This window comes from Indioceanicola profundi (assembly GCF_003568845.1).
In the GTDB taxonomy this organism is placed as follows: Bacteria; Pseudomonadota; Alphaproteobacteria; order Azospirillales; family Azospirillaceae; genus Indioceanicola; species Indioceanicola profundi.
On the sequence record NZ_CP030126.1, the window covers coordinates 895,001 to 912,167 of the forward strand.

The 17,167-nt window shown below is 67.0% G+C and carries 18 protein-coding genes (1 of these 18 only partly in view); 5 read left to right on the forward strand and 13 right to left on the reverse strand.

Annotated elements, in window-relative coordinates:
• From DOL89_RS04200 to DOL89_RS04210, 3 genes are all read left to right on the forward strand, one after another.
• Window positions 1-956: the final stretch of a glucose/quinate/shikimate family membrane-bound PQQ-dependent dehydrogenase gene (locus DOL89_RS04200; RefSeq protein WP_119678010.1), read on the forward strand. Its footprint begins 1,366 nt before the window's first position; only the last 956 of its 2,322 coding nucleotides appear in the window; its start codon lies off the left edge, out of view; it ends in the stop codon at window positions 954-956.
• 193 nt (window positions 957-1,149) lie between these two features.
• Window positions 1,150-2,406 (forward strand): HlyD family secretion protein, encoded by a 1,257-nt coding sequence (locus DOL89_RS04205; protein WP_225889883.1) that lies wholly within the window; start codon window positions 1,150-1,152, stop codon window positions 2,404-2,406.
• On the forward strand, window positions 2,406-4,370 hold the full coding sequence (locus DOL89_RS04210; RefSeq protein WP_119678012.1) for a glycosyltransferase family 2 protein: 1,965 nt from the start codon (window positions 2,406-2,408) through the stop codon (window positions 4,368-4,370). Before DOL89_RS04205 ends, DOL89_RS04210 begins: the two co-directional genes overlap by 1 nt.
• Here DOL89_RS04210 and DOL89_RS04215 read toward each other — a convergent pair.
• Together DOL89_RS04215 and DOL89_RS04220 are read right to left on the reverse strand one after the other, a co-directional pair.
• Window positions 4,363-5,511 carry a HAMP domain-containing protein gene (locus DOL89_RS04215; RefSeq protein WP_162937321.1) on the reverse strand — a complete coding sequence of 383 codons (1,149 nt, stop codon included), beginning with the start codon at window positions 5,509-5,511 and terminating at the stop codon, window positions 4,363-4,365. The two genes, DOL89_RS04210 and DOL89_RS04215, sit on opposite strands and share 8 nt — an antisense overlap.
• A gap of 100 nt (window positions 5,512-5,611) precedes the next feature.
• Window positions 5,612-6,139, reverse strand: coding sequence for a hypothetical protein (locus DOL89_RS04220; protein WP_119678014.1), 528 nt, complete (start codon window positions 6,137-6,139; stop codon window positions 5,612-5,614).
• 134 nt (window positions 6,140-6,273) lie between these two features.
• Here DOL89_RS04220 and DOL89_RS04225 point away from each other — a divergent pair, with 134 nt between their 5' ends.
• Window positions 6,274-6,729 (forward strand): DsrE family protein, encoded by a 456-nt coding sequence (locus tag DOL89_RS04225; protein WP_162937322.1) that lies wholly within the window; start codon window positions 6,274-6,276, stop codon window positions 6,727-6,729.
• A 9-nt stretch (window positions 6,730-6,738) separates the two neighbouring features.
• Here DOL89_RS04225 and DOL89_RS04230 read toward each other — a convergent pair whose 3' ends face one another.
• From DOL89_RS04230 to DOL89_RS04260, 8 genes are all read right to left on the reverse strand, one after another.
• Entirely contained in the window at window positions 6,739-7,536 is a 798-nt protein-coding gene (locus DOL89_RS04230; protein ID WP_119678016.1) for a DUF6675 family protein, read from the reverse strand.
• Window positions 7,537-7,547: 11 nt separating this feature from the next.
• Entirely contained in the window at window positions 7,548-8,393 is an 846-nt protein-coding gene (locus DOL89_RS04235) for an alpha/beta hydrolase (protein WP_119678017.1), read from the reverse strand.
• Window positions 8,394-8,456: 63 nt separating this feature from the next.
• Window positions 8,457-9,131 (reverse strand): 5'-nucleotidase C-terminal domain-containing protein, encoded by a 675-nt coding sequence (locus tag DOL89_RS25450; protein WP_225889884.1) that lies wholly within the window; start codon window positions 9,129-9,131, stop codon window positions 8,457-8,459.
• Window positions 9,128-10,147, reverse strand: coding sequence for a metallophosphoesterase (locus tag DOL89_RS25455; protein WP_225889885.1), 1,020 nt, complete (start codon window positions 10,145-10,147; stop codon window positions 9,128-9,130). The genes DOL89_RS25450 and DOL89_RS25455 overlap by 4 nt, the downstream gene beginning before the upstream one ends.
• Before the next feature lie 103 nt (window positions 10,148-10,250).
• Window positions 10,251-10,571, reverse strand: coding sequence for a thiosulfate oxidation carrier complex protein SoxZ (gene soxZ / locus DOL89_RS04245; RefSeq protein ID WP_119678018.1), 321 nt, complete (start codon window positions 10,569-10,571; stop codon window positions 10,251-10,253).
• Window positions 10,572-10,591: 20 nt separating this feature from the next.
• A complete protein-coding gene (soxY, locus tag DOL89_RS04250; protein WP_119678019.1) occupies window positions 10,592-11,068 on the reverse strand; it encodes a thiosulfate oxidation carrier protein SoxY in 477 nt (158 codons plus the stop codon).
• 60 nt (window positions 11,069-11,128) lie between these two features.
• The gene (soxA, locus tag DOL89_RS04255; RefSeq protein ID WP_119678020.1) at window positions 11,129-12,421 is read right to left on the reverse strand and encodes a sulfur oxidation c-type cytochrome SoxA; all 1,293 of its coding nucleotides are present in this window, start codon (window positions 12,419-12,421) and stop codon (window positions 11,129-11,131) included.
• Window positions 12,422-12,651: 230 nt separating this feature from the next.
• Entirely contained in the window at window positions 12,652-15,096 is a 2,445-nt protein-coding gene (locus DOL89_RS04260) for a heavy metal translocating P-type ATPase (RefSeq protein WP_404813477.1), read from the reverse strand.
• A gap of 121 nt (window positions 15,097-15,217) precedes the next feature.
• Here DOL89_RS04260 and DOL89_RS04265 point away from each other — a divergent pair, with 121 nt between their 5' ends.
• Window positions 15,218-15,979, forward strand: a complete 762-nt coding sequence (locus DOL89_RS04265; RefSeq protein ID WP_225889886.1) for an RluA family pseudouridine synthase — start codon at window positions 15,218-15,220, stop codon at window positions 15,977-15,979.
• Between the two features lie 17 nt (window positions 15,980-15,996).
• Here the strand turns inward: DOL89_RS04265 and DOL89_RS04270 are convergent, their stop codons facing one another.
• The 3 genes from DOL89_RS04270 to DOL89_RS04280 all read right to left on the reverse strand — a co-directional run bounded on the left by DOL89_RS04270 (window position 15,997) and on the right by DOL89_RS04280 (window position 16,931).
• Complete coding sequence (locus DOL89_RS04270) at window positions 15,997-16,356, reverse strand: DUF6481 family protein (protein WP_119678021.1); 360 nt, start codon at window positions 16,354-16,356, stop codon at window positions 15,997-15,999.
• A gap of 55 nt (window positions 16,357-16,411) precedes the next feature.
• The gene (locus tag DOL89_RS04275; RefSeq protein ID WP_119678022.1) at window positions 16,412-16,606 is read right to left on the reverse strand and encodes a hypothetical protein; all 195 of its coding nucleotides are present in this window, start codon (window positions 16,604-16,606) and stop codon (window positions 16,412-16,414) included.
• Window positions 16,607-16,721: 115 nt separating this feature from the next.
• Window positions 16,722-16,931, reverse strand: a complete 210-nt coding sequence (locus tag DOL89_RS04280; RefSeq protein ID WP_119678023.1) for a cold-shock protein — start codon at window positions 16,929-16,931, stop codon at window positions 16,722-16,724.
• Window positions 16,932-17,167 lie beyond the last annotated feature (236 nt).

The window sequence follows — 17,167 nt, forward strand, 5'->3', positions numbered from 1 at the left end:
ACGTGCCCGCGCAGCCCGTGCTGCTGGACATCACGACGGAGAACGGTCCCGTTCCGGCTCTGGTCGGCCCGACGAAGCAGGGCGACATCTATGTGCTGGATCGCCGCACGGGAGAGCCGATCATTCCGATCCGGGAGGTTCCGGCCCCGGGCGGCGCCATCCCGGAGGATTTCACGGCCCCGACGCAGCCCGTCTCCGGCCTCACCTTCATGCCCGAGCCCCTTGAGGGGAAGGACATGTGGGGCGCCAGCCTGTTCGATCAGCTCGCCTGCCGCATCCAGTTCCGCTCCCTGCGCTATGAGGGGCGGTACACCCCGCCCTCGCTGGAGGGAACGCTGGTCTACCCCGGCAATTTCGGCGTCTTCAACTGGGGTTCGATAGCTGTCGATCCGGTGCGGCAGGTGATGTTCGGCATGCCGACATATCTGGCCTTCACCTCGCAACTCATTCCGCGAGAGGAAATCGATCCGGACCAGCGGGCCAATGCGGGCGAGGCCGGGCTGAACCTCAATGTCGGTGGACCCTATGGCGTGATCATGCAGCCCTTCACCTCGCCCTTGGGGTTCCCCTGCCAAGCCCCGCCCTGGGGGTATGTCGCCGGCGCGAACCTGCGCACAGGGGAGATTGTCTGGATGCACAAGAACGGGACCATCCGGGACGCCGGACCTGTGGCGCTGCCCCCGATCAAGCTGGGCGTTCCAGGCATCGGCGGGCCGATCATCACGGCCGGCGGGGTAGCCTTCCTGGCAGCCAGTATCGACAATTATCTCCGCGCCTACGATGTCAGCACGGGCGAGCAGCTCTGGCAGCAGCGCCTGCCAGCCGGCGGACAGGCCACACCGATGACCTATACGGCGGGCGACCGGCAGTTCGTTGTCCAGGTCGCAGGAGGCCATGGCTCGATCGGTACCGATCCAGGCGATTATGTGATCGCCTATACGCTGCCACGCCCCTGACGGCCGGTCCTTTTCGCTACCAGCTCCGTGGGACAGGGGCTGGTCCAGGTCTGCAATCGCACTATCCTCGATTACGTGGAGAGCCCTCCACAGTCGAACTAATCCCGACGAATGCAGCCGCGCGGGTCACGTCCTAAGGGTCTGGTAACCCAGGCGTGTCCAGTATGGCGCAGGTGTTGGAAGCCGCGCCGCCATGGCGACACGGCTCGGTCTATGGCAGTGCGAGATGCAGATCGGAAAGCAGAAGTTTCTGAAGCTCGGCCTCGGCGGCGTGCTGGCGCTGGTGGGCGGATATATCCTCCTCAGCGAAGGCATCGCTGTGGTGAGCGCCGATGCAGTGGTGAATGCACGCGTGGCGCTGGTGCGGGCCCCGATCGACGGCGTCCTGTCGCTTCAGCCCCGGCAGATCGGCGAGGCGGTTCGGCAGGGGGAGCCGTTGGGCAGTCTCAATGACGTCCGAGCCGATACGGCCCGCCTGCTCGACCTGCAGCAGATGGAATCCGAACTGGCAGCCGATGTGCAGCGCGCCGGCTCCCAACTGGAAAGCGTACAGGGCAGCCTTGGCCAGCTTCAGGGGCGGAGCGATGCCTACCGCACCGGCCGCATCGCCCAGCTCGAGGCGGAGATCGACGTCGCCCGTGCCCTGCGGTCTGCCGCCCTGGCGCGGCTGGAGGAGAGCGGCGCGTCGCTGAAGCGGGCTCAGGAGCTGCGGGACAAGGGCAGCCAGTCCATCGCCTCGCTGGACAAGGCGCGGACGGCGCGCGACGTCGATATGAAGGATGCGGAGGCGGCCGAGGCGCGTCTGCGGTCATTGGAGATCCAGCTTGCCGCCGCCCGCGAAGGCACCTTCCTCGGCGACAGCTTCAACGACACGCCCTTCAGCAGCCAGCGTGCCTTCGATCTGGAATTGCGAGAGGCGGAGCTCAGGTCCATGCTGGCCGACTACCAGCAGCGGCTGGTAGCGGTTCGGGGGCAGATCGAGGCGGAGCGGGCGCGTGTGGCCCAGCTCCGCGATGCATTCCTGACCAGCCCGGTGGACGGGCTTGTCTGGGAGGCGCCGCTGGGCAACGCCGAGTATGCCCGCAAGGGGCAGGATCTTCTGCGTCTCCTCGACTGCTCGACCGTCATCGTCACGGCCAGCGTCGGGGAGAGCGACTACAACCGGCTGAAGGTCGGCGATGCAGCGCGGTTCCGCCTGTCCGGCACCTCCAAGGTGTTCGATGGCGTGATCCTGCGCCTCGCAGGGTCGGGCGCTGCGACGGTCTACAACAATCTGGCCATCGCACCGGGTGAGAAGCATCTCGAGCGCTTCGACGTAGCGCTCCGATTCCCCGATCTGCTGTCCGATCCGGAGGCCGGGTGCGCCGTCGGGCGGACGGGACGGGTCGTATTCACCGGAGCCCCGCGGGATATCTTCCGCTTCATCGGTCGCTGGCTCGGTTTCGCCTGATGATCCTCTCCGCGCTGCAGTCGAGTGTCGCGCTATCGCTGTTGCTCGGCGGCTTGGCGCTTGCGGTTCTGCCGTTCCTGGACCGGATGAACACGCGGGTGCGCGTGGGCCTGTTCGGCCTGTCGGCGCTGCTGGGCCTGCGGTACTTATTGTGGCGGGTGACGGAGACGGTGCCATCGCCGGCCCTCACCGCGGACGTGCTGTTCTCCTATCTCTTCGTGGCGCTGGAGGGGCTGGCGGTGGTCAGCTCCTGCCTGTCCTTCCTGATCCTCTCGCGGGTCCGGGACCGACGGAGGGAAGCGACGGACCATGGCGGCTGGTGGGGCGCGGAGCCGCCCCAGGTCGATGTGTTGATCGCCACATACAATGAGGAGGAGGCGATCCTGGCCCGCACCATCGCGGGCGCCGCAGGCATGGACCATACGCGCCTCAGGGTCTGGGTGCTGGATGACGGAAAGCGGGATTGGCTGCGGGACCTGTGTGCCGCAAAGGGCGTCGGCTATCTGCGCCGTCCCGACAACAAACATGCCAAGGCCGGCAACATCAATCACGCCCTGAACCATCTGGCCGGACTGGAAAGGTCGCCGGACTTCGTGGCGGTTCTGGATGCCGACTTCGTGCCGCACCGGAACTTCGTCAGCCGGGCGTTGGCTCTGTTCCACGATCCGGGCGTGGGACTTGTGCAGACGCCGCAGCACTTCTTCAACCCCGACCCGATCCAGGCCAACCTGAACATCAATCATGCCTATCCGGATGAGCAGCGCTTCTTCTTCGACCATGTGATGGCATCGAGGGATGCCTGGGGCATCGCCTTCTGCTGCGGCACCTCCTCCATGATCCGCTGGTCCGGGCTGCAGGCCATCGGCGGTTTCCCGACAGACAGCGTGACGGAGGATTTTCTTGTCACGCTGAAGCTGAAGCAGATGGGGCTGCGCACCGTCTATCTGAATGAAAGGCTGAGCGATGGTCTGGCGCCAGAAGGGCTGAAGGAATACATCACCCAGCGCGGACGCTGGTGTCTGGGGCTGGTCCAGATCATCCGCGGGCAAAACGGGCCGTTCGCCCGCAACCCTTTGACCTTCATGGACCGGCTGGGGTTGGTGGACAGCTTCCTCTACTGGTCGATCACCTTTTCCTTCCGGCTCGCCTGTTTCCTGGCGCCTCCGCTCTACTGGTTCCTGGGCGTCACGGTGGTGAATGCCACCCTGCCGGACGTGGTGGCCTATTTCCTGCCGTACTTCCTGATGGTGATGATCGCCCTGAACTGGACGACGCGGGGGCAGGTAGTCCCGATCCTGACCGATGTCGGCCAGATGCTGACCATGTTCGAGATCAACCGCGCCGTGGTCACCGGGCTGCTGAAACCCAAGGGGCATGCCTTCAAGGTCACGGCCAAGGGCGGCGAGCGGGGACAGGTGGTGGTCCAGTGGGGGCTGCTGCGGCGCTTCGGCTGGCTGTTCGCGGCCAATCTGGGCGGCATGCTGTATGGCAGCCTGGCCGATTACGGGATCGAGGGCGGGGCAGGGGACGGCAAATGGATCGTTCTGTTCTGGACCTTCTACAATCTGGCCGCCCTGGCGCTTGCCATCATTGTCTGCATCGAACTGCCCCGCTACCGGCGGGATGAGCGCTTCGCCAGCAGCGAGGTGGTGCACATCGACATCGGCCACGCGCGGGACCGGGCTTTGCACCTGTTGGACATCTCCCTCGGCGGTGCGCGCGTGCAGGGCACCGCCGACTTGGCGCCGGGCGACGGCATGACCGTGAAGCTGGAGGGCGTCGGGGCGGTTCCGGCCACTCTGGTGGCGCAGCACGACGGCTTCTTCGCCGTTGCCTTCGCCAATGACCCGGAGCTGCGCGACCGGCTGATCCGTAAGCTCTATGCCGACGAATATACGGGCGGCACCCCGAACGTCCGGATCACGGGCGTGCTGACGGGATTGGCGGAGCGGCTGTTCAGGTAGATTTCGCCCTGACGGGGGCGGCCGGCTCCATCTCCGCCAGTCGCGCCTCCAGATCGACCAGGGTTGCGGACAAGGTGGCGACCTCCGCATAGGCGCGGGTATAGGGCACATGGGCGGTCAGGTCGCCCTGGCGCACCCGCTCCGCAGCGGCAGCAACATCCGTCAACGGTCTGGTCACACGCCGTGCCAGCCATAGGCCCACCGCCAGGGCCAGGAGAGCGGCCGCAAGCCCGACGGTCGCCAGTTGCCAGCGGATGGCGCGGGCCGGGGCGAAGGCAACGTCGGCATCCTGGCGGACCACCACGATCCACCCCAGGCCGGGATAATCCCGGTAGCCATCAGATGGCGTGACGGCGGTCAAATATTCACGGCCATCGGGCCAGGTCTCCACCGAGGTGCGGCGCACCCCCTGGGCGGCGGCCTGCGTGCTGGGCAGCGTGAGCTGGCTGCCCAGCAGGTCAGGCGGGCCGAGCAGGACGGTTCCATTTTTCGCCAGGACCAGGCCCTCCGCGCCGCTGCCGCCCTGGGTGATCGTGCCGAGGATGGAACGCTGCACCTCATCCGCCCAGGTCCAGCTCAGATGTCCGCCAAGGACGGCAACGGGAACGCCATCGGGGCGGGTTACCGGGGCGGCCACATCTACGAAGCGAACGGGGCTGCCGTCCGGCGCGGGGCCGAGAAGTTTGGCCAGAAGGACCGCATCATGCACATCGCCGACGAAGGGACCTTGCAGTGCGCCGCGGAACCAGGGGCGGTTGGAGACGTCCTGCCCCTCCAGCATGGAATCGGTTGCGACCAGGACCTGGCCGGCGGAGGCGGCCAGCCCGATCCAGCCATATTCCGGGGCCGAGGCCTGCATAGCCTCGATTGCCGCCCGTAGCCGTGACTGAGCGTCGGGCGACAGGTCCGAACCGAGTACGGCAGCAAGGGAGCGGACATCCGCCAAACGTTCCTGAAGGCCCTGGTCCAGCCGTTCCGTCACCCGGTCCGCCAGATTCTGGAAACGGCCGCTGACATAGGCCTCGACGCGTGCCGTGGCCGTTCCGCCTACGATCACGCTGACCCCGATGATGGGAACCGCGGTGACTGCGGCGACGGCCAGTGAGACAAGGCGGAAGAGGGATGGGGGGCGGCTCGGCATTTTGGCAATCTTCGGAAACAGGCTTCGCAAGCCTGCTGTCATAGCCGGCCCATTGTAAAGGATCGGTTGCGCTGCCGACCTTTCAAGTGCGCATGGATTGTCATCCGCCCCAATGGCGCAACAGGGGACCGGTCGGGCCGAACAGCGGGTCTGTCCCGGGAAGCGGAACGGCGCGCACCTTGTCCAGCAGGGCCGGCTTTACTGGTCGGTCGTCCCGGTTCATGTCCGGCTCCTGACCGTCCGGATAGCTTCCAATCACCAGGAAGTCGCTGCTGGCACCAAGATTCTTGTGCCCGACTCCTGCGGGAATCACGACCATGTCGCCGGCCGCCACCTCCGCCACGACCCCGTCTGGCCCGCCGAAGCAGACCCTGGCCGTGCCGGCGGCGATGCCAAGCGCCTCATGGGCCGTCGTGTGGAAATGGTGATAGCTGTAGATGCCGTCCCGCCAGCTTCCACCCCAGCCATTGCGATCGAACAGCTCCTCGAAGCCGCTGGCGGCATCGGACGCGCCGGATAGCGCGCCGCGGTAGATCACCAGCGGCAGCCGGTCATTGTTGGGCACGTTCGTGCCGGGCGGCAGAAGGTGGGTTTCAATACGGGGATCGGGTGTGGGCGTCGTCGTCATGCGCAAGCTCCTATCCTGGTGTCGAATCCCGATGCAACAGTCATGGCCGGCGGCGGGTGCCCGTTGGGATTTGCCCTGTCCGCCCCGACACGGGCATGATGGCGGAAGCTCCTATTCGAAAGCGGATGAAGCCCATGCCCCTGTTGCGGTCGATGACTGTGTTGTTGCTGGTCGGGCTCATGGGCTGCGCCGGCGCGCGGGCGGCTGAGACGGTGCTGGCCGACCCGCCGCCGAGTTTCGACAATCCCCGTCACATCATGCTGCAACTCACCAGCAGCGATCCGCAGATGATCAACAACATCCTCTACAACGCCGTGAACCTGCAGAAATTCTATGGGCAGGACAATGTGCGGATCGCCATCGTGGCTTTCGGCGCCGGAATGGAGGCGCTTTATGAGAAGACCACGCCGGTGAAGGACCGCATCACCAGCCTTCAACAGTATGATGTGGAGTTCGTGGCCTGCGGCAACACGCTGGAAACGACCGGCCACACGGAAGATGAGCTGATCGATGGCGTGACCCTGGTTACTGCTGGCATCGCGGAGATCGTGGAGCGGCAGTTGCGCGGCTGGATCTATGTCCGGCCGTAGGGCCACGGGTCAGGGAGCCGCCGGAGGTTCCATCGTGTCGGGCAGCCCCGCAAAGTGGCGGTACAGTGCGGCAGCGCGGTTGACCAGGCTTTCCGGCTGGCTGGTCACCAACCCCATGCTGCCCAGCCCGGTGCGGGAAAGCAGGCGGTAGGCCCAGCCTTCTTCCCGGCGCTCCAGCACATGCAGGGACTGAAGCGCGCCGGCATCGGCGATGGTCAGGAACAGCTTGCGGATCGGGGTCGCATTCTCGACCGTCAAGGCGATCCGATCCGGCTTCGCCTCCAGCAGCCGCATCCGGTAGATCACGGGATTGCCGGCCCGGTTGTCGGCCTGAACAAAATATTGTTCCGGTTCCGAAACCAGCTCCTCCGCCGTGAAATCCCCGCGCCGCGCCTCGTCATCGGGGCTGGAAAGAGCGGAGGAGTCGATGACCAGGATCTGCCATGCCTGATCGCTGACCGACCAGTATTTCAGGCCGCGCATCCCGGATACGGCGCCAAGCTGCGCCAGCAGCGCGTCCGTGTCCCCGTCGGCGGGGATGGTGCCGGTCAGCTCGACGAGAACGCGGTATCCCGGCTCCGTCCAGCCGGTGCAGGGCGGCGGAATCCAGTCATCCGCATCCTCGCCCTCCATCCAGAGCCGCACGGTCGGGGCGGCGGTTGCCGACGGGGCCGGGCCGACATCGCAGGAAACGGGCGGAGGCTCCGTTGTCGGCTCGACCGCTGTGGCAGGGAGAGGGGTGGCGAGAGCCAGGCAGCAGAGAAGCAGCGCGCCGCAAGAGCAGGCGTGGCGGGGAAGCCGGATCATGCGCCGCTCCCTTACTGGGCCAGGAAGGCGTCTATGGCATCGGCAGCATCGTCGGCTGCGAAGTCACGGAAGAAGTGATCGCCTTCGATCACCTGGAACGTCACCTTCTCCGCTGTGACCGCCTGCATCCGCTCCGGCAGGTCGGGCACCATGCTGTCGTCGCTGGCGGCCAGCATCAGCACCGGTATGTCGATCTGCGTCAGCAGGGCCGGCGTGTCATAGCGGCCGTCATCCTGGTAATAACCGCGGATCGCCCCGGCGCTGACATGGGTGTCCGTACAGTTCAGGAATTTGGGCGCGGTCAACATGGCATCGTCCGGCTGCTCCGCCGCCAACTCCAGGAGGGGCTCGACCTCATCGCCCTGCGGCAGGCCTGTCGGCGCCACCAGGATGGCTTTGGTGACCAGCGGGTCCGGCGCCTCAGCCAGATAGCGGGCGACCTGATTGCCGCCGCGGCTGTGCCCCAGCAGCGCCACCGGACCGGCATCCTGGCTTTTCAGCCACTCGATCCAGCCGGCAAGTTCGGCCAGGGCATCCACCTGCCGGTGGGTGCTGGGTTCGGCGCAGTCATAGAAGCCCTCCCGCCCGTTCAGCCCCAGTGACAGTGTCACGGCCAGACTGCTGTGCCCGCGTTCGGCGAGACGCTCCTGGAACGCCTGCATGATCTCCATGCCGCTGTGGCCCATCGTGCCGTGGAGCATGAGCGTGAGCCCGTCAGTCAGGCTCTTGCCCTCCGCCAGTTCAAGTTCCCCATAAACCGTCAGACCATCCTGGTCGCGCGACACCTGCTCCGCCCCGGCGGGGAGGCCGCCGGCGAGCATGGCGAAAAGGGCGGCGCTGGCGGCGAAGGGGCGCATGGAGACTTCCTGATGGTTTTTCCTAGGGTGCTATAACCCATTTGACGGGAAAATGGCCTGCCCTTATGCGCCCTGGATGCGAACGGACTGGTTTTCCCGGACCTGGATGATTTTCTGCTTCTGGATGTGCCCGGCGACCAGATCCCAGATCGCGGGGCCTTCCGTGCCCTCGTTCACGCTGGCCCAGCCGGCGACAACGTAATTGCGGGACGCATCCACCGGCTGGCCCGTCTTCAGCATGGTCATGCCGCTAATCCGGCTGCCGATCGGCTTCGAGATGTCGATGCTGTAGCCCATCCCGCCGACACGCACCATATCGCCGCCCTGCTGGTAATAGGGGTCGGGATTGAACAGGTTGTCGGCCACGTCCTCCAGGATGTCCTTGATCTGCTGACCGCTCATCTCGTTCCGGTAGGCGGCGGGGTAGGTGATGGCGGTCTGGTTCCAGACATCCTCCATGGTGATGGGGGTGTCCGGCAGCAGGGAGCTGCCCCAGCGGAAGCCGGGCGACAGCGCAATCTCCGCATCCCGCTCCGCCAACAGGGCGTCGCAGATCAGGTCGTCCCAGGTGCCGTTGAAGTTGCCGCGGCGGTACAGCAGCCCGTCGGCGGCGCCCAGCACCCTGGCATACTGTTCCTCGAAGGGCTGGCGCAGCTCCCGGACCAGGGAGATCATCTCCGGGTCCGGCGCGATGGCATCCGCGAAGACCGGAATCAGACGGTACTCGAACCCTTTCACCTCGCCGCCCGGACATCCAGGTCCAGGCGGGACAGGTACTTGCCATGGCTGCCCGACGCGATCAGCAGCGTCTTCCCCTCCCGCACCGCGACGGGCAGGGCGTCATGGGTATGGGCGGTCAGGATGACGTCGATTCCCTCCACCCGGCTCGCCAGCTTGCGGTCCACGTCGAAGCCGTTGTGGGACAGCAGCACGACAAGCTCCGCCCCGGCGGCGCGGGCCTTCTCCACCCGCTCCCGCACCAGCTCCTCCCGGATGCCGAAGGACCATTCCGGGATCATCCAGCGCGGGTTTGCGACGGGGGTATAGGGGAAGGCCTGGCCGATCACGGCGATCTTCACGCCGCCGCGCTCGAAACTCGCCGTGCCCTCGAAGACATCCTCCTCCCACTCCGTATCGCGGACGTTACCGCACAGGAAGGGGCAACCCAGCTCCTCCGCCAGCTCCGGCACGCGGTCGGCGCCATAGGTGAATTCCCAATGGCCTGTACTGGCCTCCACGCCCAGCGCCTTCAGCGCCCGGGCCATGTCGCCGCCCCGGGTCTGGAGCGCACCCCAGGAGCCCTGCAGGCTGTCGCCGCCATCCAGCAGCAGCACCTTGTCCCCACGCTCCGCCCGGATTGCCTTGACCAGCGTGGCCAGCCGGTCCAACCCGCCGACCTTTCCGTAGTGGCGGGCAAGCTGAACGAAATCCTCGGAGGTGAGGGCATAGGCTTCCGGGCTGCCGGCCTTGATCTCGAACTTCTCCAGGAAATCCCGCCCGGTGAGATGGGGCGGCAGGCCCGCCGCCTCGCCGACTCCGAGATTGACTGCCGGCTCCCGGAAATAGAGCGGGTTCAACTGGCCGTGAATGTCGGTGACATGCAGCAGGGTGACATTGCCCAGGGCCGGAAACCGCAGCAGCCCGTCCTGCGTGATGGCGCCCGCGGCCGCGGCGCGGGCCAGACCGCCCGCACCGGTGCCCATCAGGGTCGCCGCGGCGGCCGCCACCTGCAGGAAGTCGCGTCGGTTCAGCATGAAGGGTCCAGCAGAAGGTAAGTGGGCGGGAAAGGGCGGCCAGTGCTCTTAAGCCCCCCCTTCCGCCGGGATGACGGCTCCGGTGGAACAGCCGTCAATGTACTCAGCCGACGGTGATGTCGGCCGTTTCCTTGGTCACGGTGCCGTCATCGTCGGTCCAGGTGAACTCGAATGTCCCGCTCTCCTCCACCTTGGTGAAAAAGGAGATATAGGGATTGGCCGAGATGCCGGGATGGAGGGTCGCGTTCAGGACTTCCTTCCCGTTGAAGGTGGCCGTCATCTTGTTGAGGATCTTGCGCGGGATCACGTTGCCGGCGCTGTCCTTGCGCTGGCCGCTTTCCATGGCGTGGTTCACCAGCGTCTTGATCTCGATGACCTCGCCCTTCTTGGCCGAGGACGGCAGGCGAATGCGTGCTTTTGCCATTGTCTGTTCCTCCTACCCGCTCAGCCGCCGCAGCCGCCGATGGTGACCTTGACTTCGGTCTTCGCCATCCAGGCGGACCCGTCGCTCATCTCCGCCACGGCCCAGATGTTCTGGGTCTTGGCCATGCGCATGCGGGTGGAAATTTCGGCCTTGCCGGCCTGGGGCGTGAAGCCGAAGGTGGCGACCGCCGGTTCCGGATTGCCGTCGGCCAGGATGTGCACGGCCTTCACATAGTCCTTTTCCGTCATCGGGCTTTCGACCGACACGGTCAGGGGCACGGTGTTCCCGTTCTCCGCGATCTGCGGCATGGTCAGGGTGACCCGGCCTTCCTTGGCCGTCTTGCCGCCGATCAACTTGCCCATCACCTCCGCCGTCTTCTCCGGCGTGGCATGGGCCGGGCGCAGCGTCAGGACGACGGTGCCGGCGGCGGCCATCGCTGCGGCTCCCCGCAGCACGTCCCGGCGCCCGAGCGTTCGCGCTGTGCTCAACTGGTTCATGGTCCAACTCTCCTCTGTCGGGCGGCGGGGCTGGCCCGCCGCGGGACGTTCATTCCAGACCTAGTGCCGGATGCCCGGCGATTCCATGGGCAGCCCGTTGCTGGCTGCTGTGACGTAGAGTTCTAGGTCCGCATATTCCTTGGCGTCGGGCGGTAGCTCATCGGCGCGGACCTGGATGTTGCACCATTGCAGGCGCTTGCGGATGTCCCAGATCTCGTTCCGGCTGGTGCGCCAGGTCGGGAAGTGCGGAATCTGCCCGGCGGTCTCACCCAGATACTGGCCGCGAATCCACTTGTTGGCGCCCTTGTCCGGGCTGTGGCAGTCCACGCAGGCGAAATTCAACTGGCCGACCTTGGTGTTCACCATCTTCGTCGCGCGCTCCATGGCCGCCTTCGGACCCAGGCTCGACACGTCGACCTTGATCGGCATGCCGTTGGAGAGCGACCGCAGATAGATGGACATATGCAGGTTCTCGCTGGTCTGCATGATCCAGTCCGCGCCGGTCGTGGCCTTGGCATGCCGGGCCACGAATTCCTCCACCCCGATCATCTTGTCCATGCCCTTGTGGTACTTGGGCATGGTCACGGCCCAGCCCTTCAGGGCATCGGGATTGGCGTGGCAGCTCGCACAGGATTTGCCGTTCGGCCCATCCATGGCGAACAGCTCGGGCCCCGTATCGAACGCCTCCGCCGCCGGGTTCACGAACGGGTCGGTCCAGTCGCGGTCCTCGACGGGCAGGGGGCGCTTTGACGGGTCGTCCAGCTCGTTCTTGAAGGTGGCCGGCGTCTTCAGCGTCTTCAGGAAGGCCACCATGTCGGCGACCTCCTGCTCCGAATAGAAGCCGTGCGCACCCCAGGGCGGCATCACGGACTCGGGGTTGTAGGCGCGCGGGTCCCAGATGTAGTTGAACAGATACTCCTCATCCGGGTTGGTGGCCCCGATCTGGGACAGGTCCACGCCGACATTGCCCGGCAGTTCCGCAGTCTCCGGCCCCATCACATGGCAGGCAAGGCAGCCGCCGCCGCGGGAGCGGTCGAAGGCCAGCTTCTTGCCATTGGCGGCATCGCCGTTCAGCGGCGCATCGATCTCTTTCACCGGGCCGGCGGGCGGGGCGGGGGTGCGGCTGGTATCCGCCAGGGTGTTGTACTTATCCCAACTGTTGTTGGTCCAACCCTTGTAGCGCGTCCAGGGGGCCTGGGCGGCCGAGCCCTCCGTCACCATGGGAACCTCGCCGAGGTCCTTGGCCACGGCCGAACCCGCCAGCCCGACCGGGCCAAGGGCGAGAAGGGTGACGGCCGACGCCTGCAGCGCCTTTCGGAACGCCACGCCAATCGAGCGCGTATGTGGGTGCATGGACGCCTTCCAAACCTGCAACCCCGGCGCGGCACCGTAGCCAGGGGGAAAATCACCTTCGGCCGCATTCCACACCTGTGCCCGTGCGGTTCCAAGCCAGCCAAGACTGCCACTTTAGAACAGCCCTCGGCCCGTGCTCAATGCGAAAACTACAACGCGCCGGTGGATTTATCGCATGCCGCAGCTTATTCTACACATCGGTGCAGTATTATTTACCAGCGCCCGGCGCATCAACGCCGGCCCGGCTTCCACCGGCGGAGCAGCAGCGCGTTCGTCACCACGCTGACGCTGGAAAAGGCCATCGCCGCACCGGCCAGCACCGGCGAGAGCAGGCCCAGGGCGGCCAGCGGAATGCCCAGCGCATTGTAGACGAAGGCCCAGAACAGGTTCTGCCGGATCTTCGCATAGGTGCGGCGGGAGATGGCGAGCGCATCCGGCACCAGCGCCGGATCGCCCCGCATCAGGGTGATGCCGGCCGCATGCATGGCCACGTCCGTACCGCTGCCCATGGCAAGGCCGACATGGGCGGCTGCAAGCGCCGGGGCGTCGTTGACGCCGTCGCCCACCATGCCGACCGTGCGCCCCTCCGCCTTCAGCCGCTCCACCGTCGCCGCCTTGTCCTCCGGCAGCACCTCCGCGATCACCTCCGCGATGCCCAGCGTGCGGGCGGCGGCGGCGGCGCTGCCCTTGTTGTCGCCGGTCAGCAGCACCGTGCGGATGCCGTCGGCGTTCAGGCGCGCCACCGCCTCCGCGGCTCCCGCCTTCACCGCGTCGCCGAATCCCATCAGGCCCAGCAGCCGGTTGCTCCCGGCTTCCGCCAGCCAGGAGACGGTACGGCCATCGGCGGCCAGCCTGTCGGCCTCGGCCCGTAACGGCGACAGCTCGACGCCCATCTCCTCCATCAGCCGGGTGCTGCCGAGACGCAGTTCACGGCCATCCACCAAAGCGGAAACGCCGCGGCCGGGAAGCGCCTTCAGGTCGGTGGCGGACGGCAGGGCGACGCCTTCCGCGCTTGCGGTGCGGCGCACGGCGTCGGCCAGCGGATGCTCGCTGCCGGACTGGACGGCGCCGGCGAGGCGCAGAAGCTCCGCCCGCTCCAGCCCGGGGGCGGGGAGCAGGGCGACCAGGGAGGGCTTGCCTTCCGTCAGGGTGCCGGTCTTGTCGAAGACGATGGTGTCCACCGCCTGCGCCCGTTCCAGCGCCTCCGCATCCTTGATCAGCACGCCGGCCCGCGCGGCCACGCCGGTGCCGGCCATGATGGCGGTGGGGGTGGCAAGGCCAAGGGCGCAGGGGCAGGCGATGACCAGCACGCTGACGGCGGCCACGATGGCGAACTCCGCCGTCGCCCCGGCCATCAACCAGCCCAGCAGGGTCAGGGCGGCGATGCCCAGGACCACCGGCACGAACACCGCGCTGACCCGGTCCACCAGCCGCTGAAGCGGGGCCTTGGCGGCCTGGGCGCTTTCCACCAGCCGGATGATGCGGGACAGCATCGTCTCCGCCCCGATGGCGGTGGTCTCCACCACCAGCCGGCCCTCGCCATTGACGGCACCGCCGGCCACCTTGGAACCGGCCTCCTTCGCCACCGGCAGGCTCTCGCCGGTCAGCATGCTTTCATCCACATGGGAGGCTCCCTCCACGACGGCTCCGTCCACGGGAATGCGCTCACCGGGGCGGATCAGCACGCGGTCGCCGATGCGGACCTCGCCCACGGGCACCTCCACCTCCGCCCCGCCGCGCAGGATGCGGGCCCGGTCGGGCCGGAGGGCCGCCAGGGCGCGGATGGCGGCCGTGGTCTGCCGCTTGGCCCGCCCCTCCAGATACTTGCCCAGCAGCACCAGCGTGATGACGACGGCGGAGGCCTCGTAATAGAGGTGGGGCAGCATGGCGCCGGGGCTGGGCAGGGTGGCCGCCAGCTCCCAGGTGGACAGGCCCCAGGCCGCACTGGTGCCGATGGCGACCAGCAGGTCCATGTTGCCGGCCCCCGCGCGCACCGCCTTCCAGCCGGCCACATAGAAGCGCCAGCCCAGCCAGAACTGCACCGGTGTCGCCAGCAGGAACTGCAGCCAGCCCGGCGGCATGACATGGATGCCCACGGCCTGCAGCAGCATGGGCAGGGCCAGCGGGGCGGTCAGCAGGGCGGCAAGGATGACATGGTTCCGCTCCGCCGTGACACGGCGCCGGTCCTCCGCATCCTCGGACGCGTCGGCATCGGGTGCGACCGGGGCCGCTTCGTAGCCGGCCTTCTCCACCGCGCGGATCAGGGCGTCCGGATCGGTGCCGAGCATTGTGACCGTGGCGGTCTCGGTTGCGAGATTCACCTGCGCGTCCAGCACGCCGGGAACCCTTTTCAGGGCCTTTTCCACCCGGCCCACGCAGGAGGTGCAGGTCATGCCGCGCACCTTCAGCTCGACCATGCTGTTTACCGGCGTGTAGCCGGCCTTGGTCACGGCGGCCGCCAGACCGGCGGGATCGGCCTGCGACCGTTCGACGGCGACGGAGGCATGTTCGGTCGCGATGTTCACCGCGGCCTCCGTCACGCCGGGAACCTTCCTCAGCGCCTTCTCCACCCGCCCGGCGCAGGAGGCGCAGGTCATTCCTTGGACCGCGAAGTCCAGTCGGACAGGATCGGGGGCCGCGTGTCTTACGGCGGTATCGGCGGGCATGGCGGACATGATCTCGTCCTCCGGGCTTGAGGCTGTTTCCACTGCCCATGACAGATGGGGCTTCCAGCAACTGGAAGGTCAAGGGGGTAAACTGCCGGGCGACCCGGCGCGTTGCGCTGGATCAGTTCCCATGGCCGGGATCATCCCGACACGCTATAAGCGGCACCTGTCCCGCCCTGCAGGTTCCCCGATGCCCTATACCGCGGAGGAGATGCGCGCCCGCATCCTCCACCTCGATCCCGAGACGATGATCTTCGACAAGCCGCCCGGCCTGCCGGTTCATTTCGGTACCAAAACGGTCGAGCATCTGGAGGAATATCTGCCCCTGATCGCCTTCGACAGCCCGGAACCGCCGCGGCTGGCCCACCGGCTGGACAAGGATACCAGCGGCTGCCTGGTGCTGGCGCGCAGTGCCGCGGCCGCCAACCGGCTGGGGCATCTGTTCATGCGCGGGTTGGTGGACAAGACCTACTGGGCGGTGGTGGTGGGGCGTCCGGCGGGGCGGGAGGGCCAGATCGACATGCCGCTGCTGAAGGTCACCATCCCCGGCTGCTCCAAGGTCGTGGTGACGCCGGAGGGCAAGCCCTCCCTCACCGACTGGCGGCTGATGGGCACGGATGGCAGGCTGTCCTGGCTGGAGCTGAAGCCGCGGACGGGGCGCATGCACCAGATCCGAGCGCATTGCGCCTATGCCGGCTTCCCGATCCTGGGCGATCCGATCTACGGGCCGGAGCAGCCGCCGCCCGTGCCGCTGCATCTGCTGGCGCGTGAGGTCAGCCTGCCAGACGGCCCGCCCGGCACCCCGCCGGTAAACGCAAAAGCCCCGCCGCCGCCGCATATGGCGGCAGCGCTGGCGGGGCTGGGATGGGAGACGCCGGGAACGCTCGAATAATGCCCGGCTGACCCCTGTTACTTCGCGCGGGCCTTGCGGGCGGCGTAGCGCGCATCCCTGGCGGCCTTCTGCTCGGCCAGCAACGCTTCGGCCTTCGCTGCGCTGTCGGCCGCTTCGGCCGCGCGCGCTGCGGCTTCCGCCGCCTGGGCAGCTTCGAGGCGGGCGGCTTCGGCAGCCTGTGCCTCGGCACGGGCGATCCGCCGGGCCTTGGCCTCTTCCTCACGCGCGGCGCGCTTGGCCTGGCGTTCGGCCTGACGCGCCAGCAGCGCCGGGTCGTCGGCGCGGGGCATGCTGCCGATGCGCTCCATCACGGCCTTGCGGGCCTGGGCGGCGGCGTTCAGACGGTCATTGAAATTCGAATTAGGCGCGTTCTTCAAGTCAGACAGTTTCCTGTTCGCGCGTCCTGCCAGCGCAGGCGCAGGTGGGGAGGCTTCAGCCTCGGTGCAGCTGGCTTTCGCGGACAACCCGCTCCTGGCCGCTGCCGGTGTTCTTGACCCGGTACTGGAGTTCCGTGCCTTCCGCGGGAAGCAGGCGTGTCACCTCGAACAGGTCCGAGCCCTTCTGATGTTCGAACCGGCCGGGCGTGAAAACCAGACTCTGTCCGACTTGGAACTTGTGCATGTTCATGACGGGCCTTTCGCTTGGGTGCGGTCATGGCGACCACTGTAGGCGGTGTTTCCCGGAACGAAACGGGGCGGCCAAGGCCGCCCCGTCGGATCAGCACCAATAGGCGCCGATATACTCAGACGGCGCGCAGATTCTCTGCGGCGGACTTGCCCCGGCGGGAGTCCATCACGGCGTCGAAGGAAACCTTCTGGCCTTCGCTCAGATTTCCCAGCCCGGCGCGCTCAACCGCGGAGATGTGGACGAACACGTCGGCCGATCCATCTTCCGGCTGAATGAAACCGAAGCCCTTGGTGGAATTGAAAAACTTTACAGTGCCGATTGTCATGGCGGCTTTCCCCTGAAGGAGGTGTTCCTGGCGATCCTGCCAGTCGCATCAAATCACGTCGGGAAAAGAATCGGCGCCAGAGGGACCGAAAACATTTAGCCGTCAGCAGGTTCGACGGCAGGACATATAGTCCTTTTCTGCGGAATATTCAATCGTGTCGGCTCGGGAATTTAGGAGGGGGCGTTCCGCAGCCGCCCCAACCCGTCCAGCCGTCGCACGGCACGGCCGTCCGCCCC

Excerpts from the sequence above, each read along its gene's own strand:
- DOL89_RS04205 (WP_225889883.1), top strand. The coding sequence starts at position 1,150 with ATGGCGACACGGCTCGGTCTATGGCAGTGCGAGATGCAGATCGGAAAG.
- DOL89_RS04210 (WP_119678012.1), top strand. The coding sequence starts at position 2,406 with ATGATCCTCTCCGCGCTGCAGTCGAGTGTCGCGCTATCGCTGTTGCTC.
- DOL89_RS04215 (WP_162937321.1), bottom strand. The coding sequence starts at position 5,511 with ATGCCGAGCCGCCCCCCATCCCTCTTCCGCCTTGTCTCACTGGCCGTC.
- DOL89_RS04220 (WP_119678014.1), bottom strand. The coding sequence starts at position 6,139 with ATGACGACGACGCCCACACCCGATCCCCGTATTGAAACCCACCTTCTG.
- DOL89_RS04225 (WP_162937322.1), top strand. The coding sequence starts at position 6,274 with ATGCCCCTGTTGCGGTCGATGACTGTGTTGTTGCTGGTCGGGCTCATG.
- DOL89_RS04230 (WP_119678016.1), bottom strand. The coding sequence starts at position 7,536 with ATGATCCGGCTTCCCCGCCACGCCTGCTCTTGCGGCGCGCTGCTTCTC.
- DOL89_RS04235 (WP_119678017.1), bottom strand. The coding sequence starts at position 8,393 with ATGCGCCCCTTCGCCGCCAGCGCCGCCCTTTTCGCCATGCTCGCCGGC.
- DOL89_RS25455 (WP_225889885.1), bottom strand. The coding sequence starts at position 10,147 with ATGCTGAACCGACGCGACTTCCTGCAGGTGGCGGCCGCCGCGGCGACC.
- soxZ (WP_119678018.1), bottom strand. The coding sequence starts at position 10,571 with ATGGCAAAAGCACGCATTCGCCTGCCGTCCTCGGCCAAGAAGGGCGAG.
- soxY (WP_119678019.1), bottom strand. The coding sequence starts at position 11,068 with ATGAACCAGTTGAGCACAGCGCGAACGCTCGGGCGCCGGGACGTGCTG.
- soxA (WP_119678020.1), bottom strand. The coding sequence starts at position 12,421 with ATGCACCCACATACGCGCTCGATTGGCGTGGCGTTCCGAAAGGCGCTG.
- DOL89_RS04260 (WP_404813477.1), bottom strand. The coding sequence starts at position 15,096 with ATGTCCGCCATGCCCGCCGATACCGCCGTAAGACACGCGGCCCCCGAT.
- DOL89_RS04265 (WP_225889886.1), top strand. The coding sequence starts at position 15,218 with ATGGCCGGGATCATCCCGACACGCTATAAGCGGCACCTGTCCCGCCCT.
- DOL89_RS04275 (WP_119678022.1), bottom strand. The coding sequence starts at position 16,606 with ATGAACATGCACAAGTTCCAAGTCGGACAGAGTCTGGTTTTCACGCCC.
- DOL89_RS04280 (WP_119678023.1), bottom strand. The coding sequence starts at position 16,931 with ATGACAATCGGCACTGTAAAGTTTTTCAATTCCACCAAGGGCTTCGGT.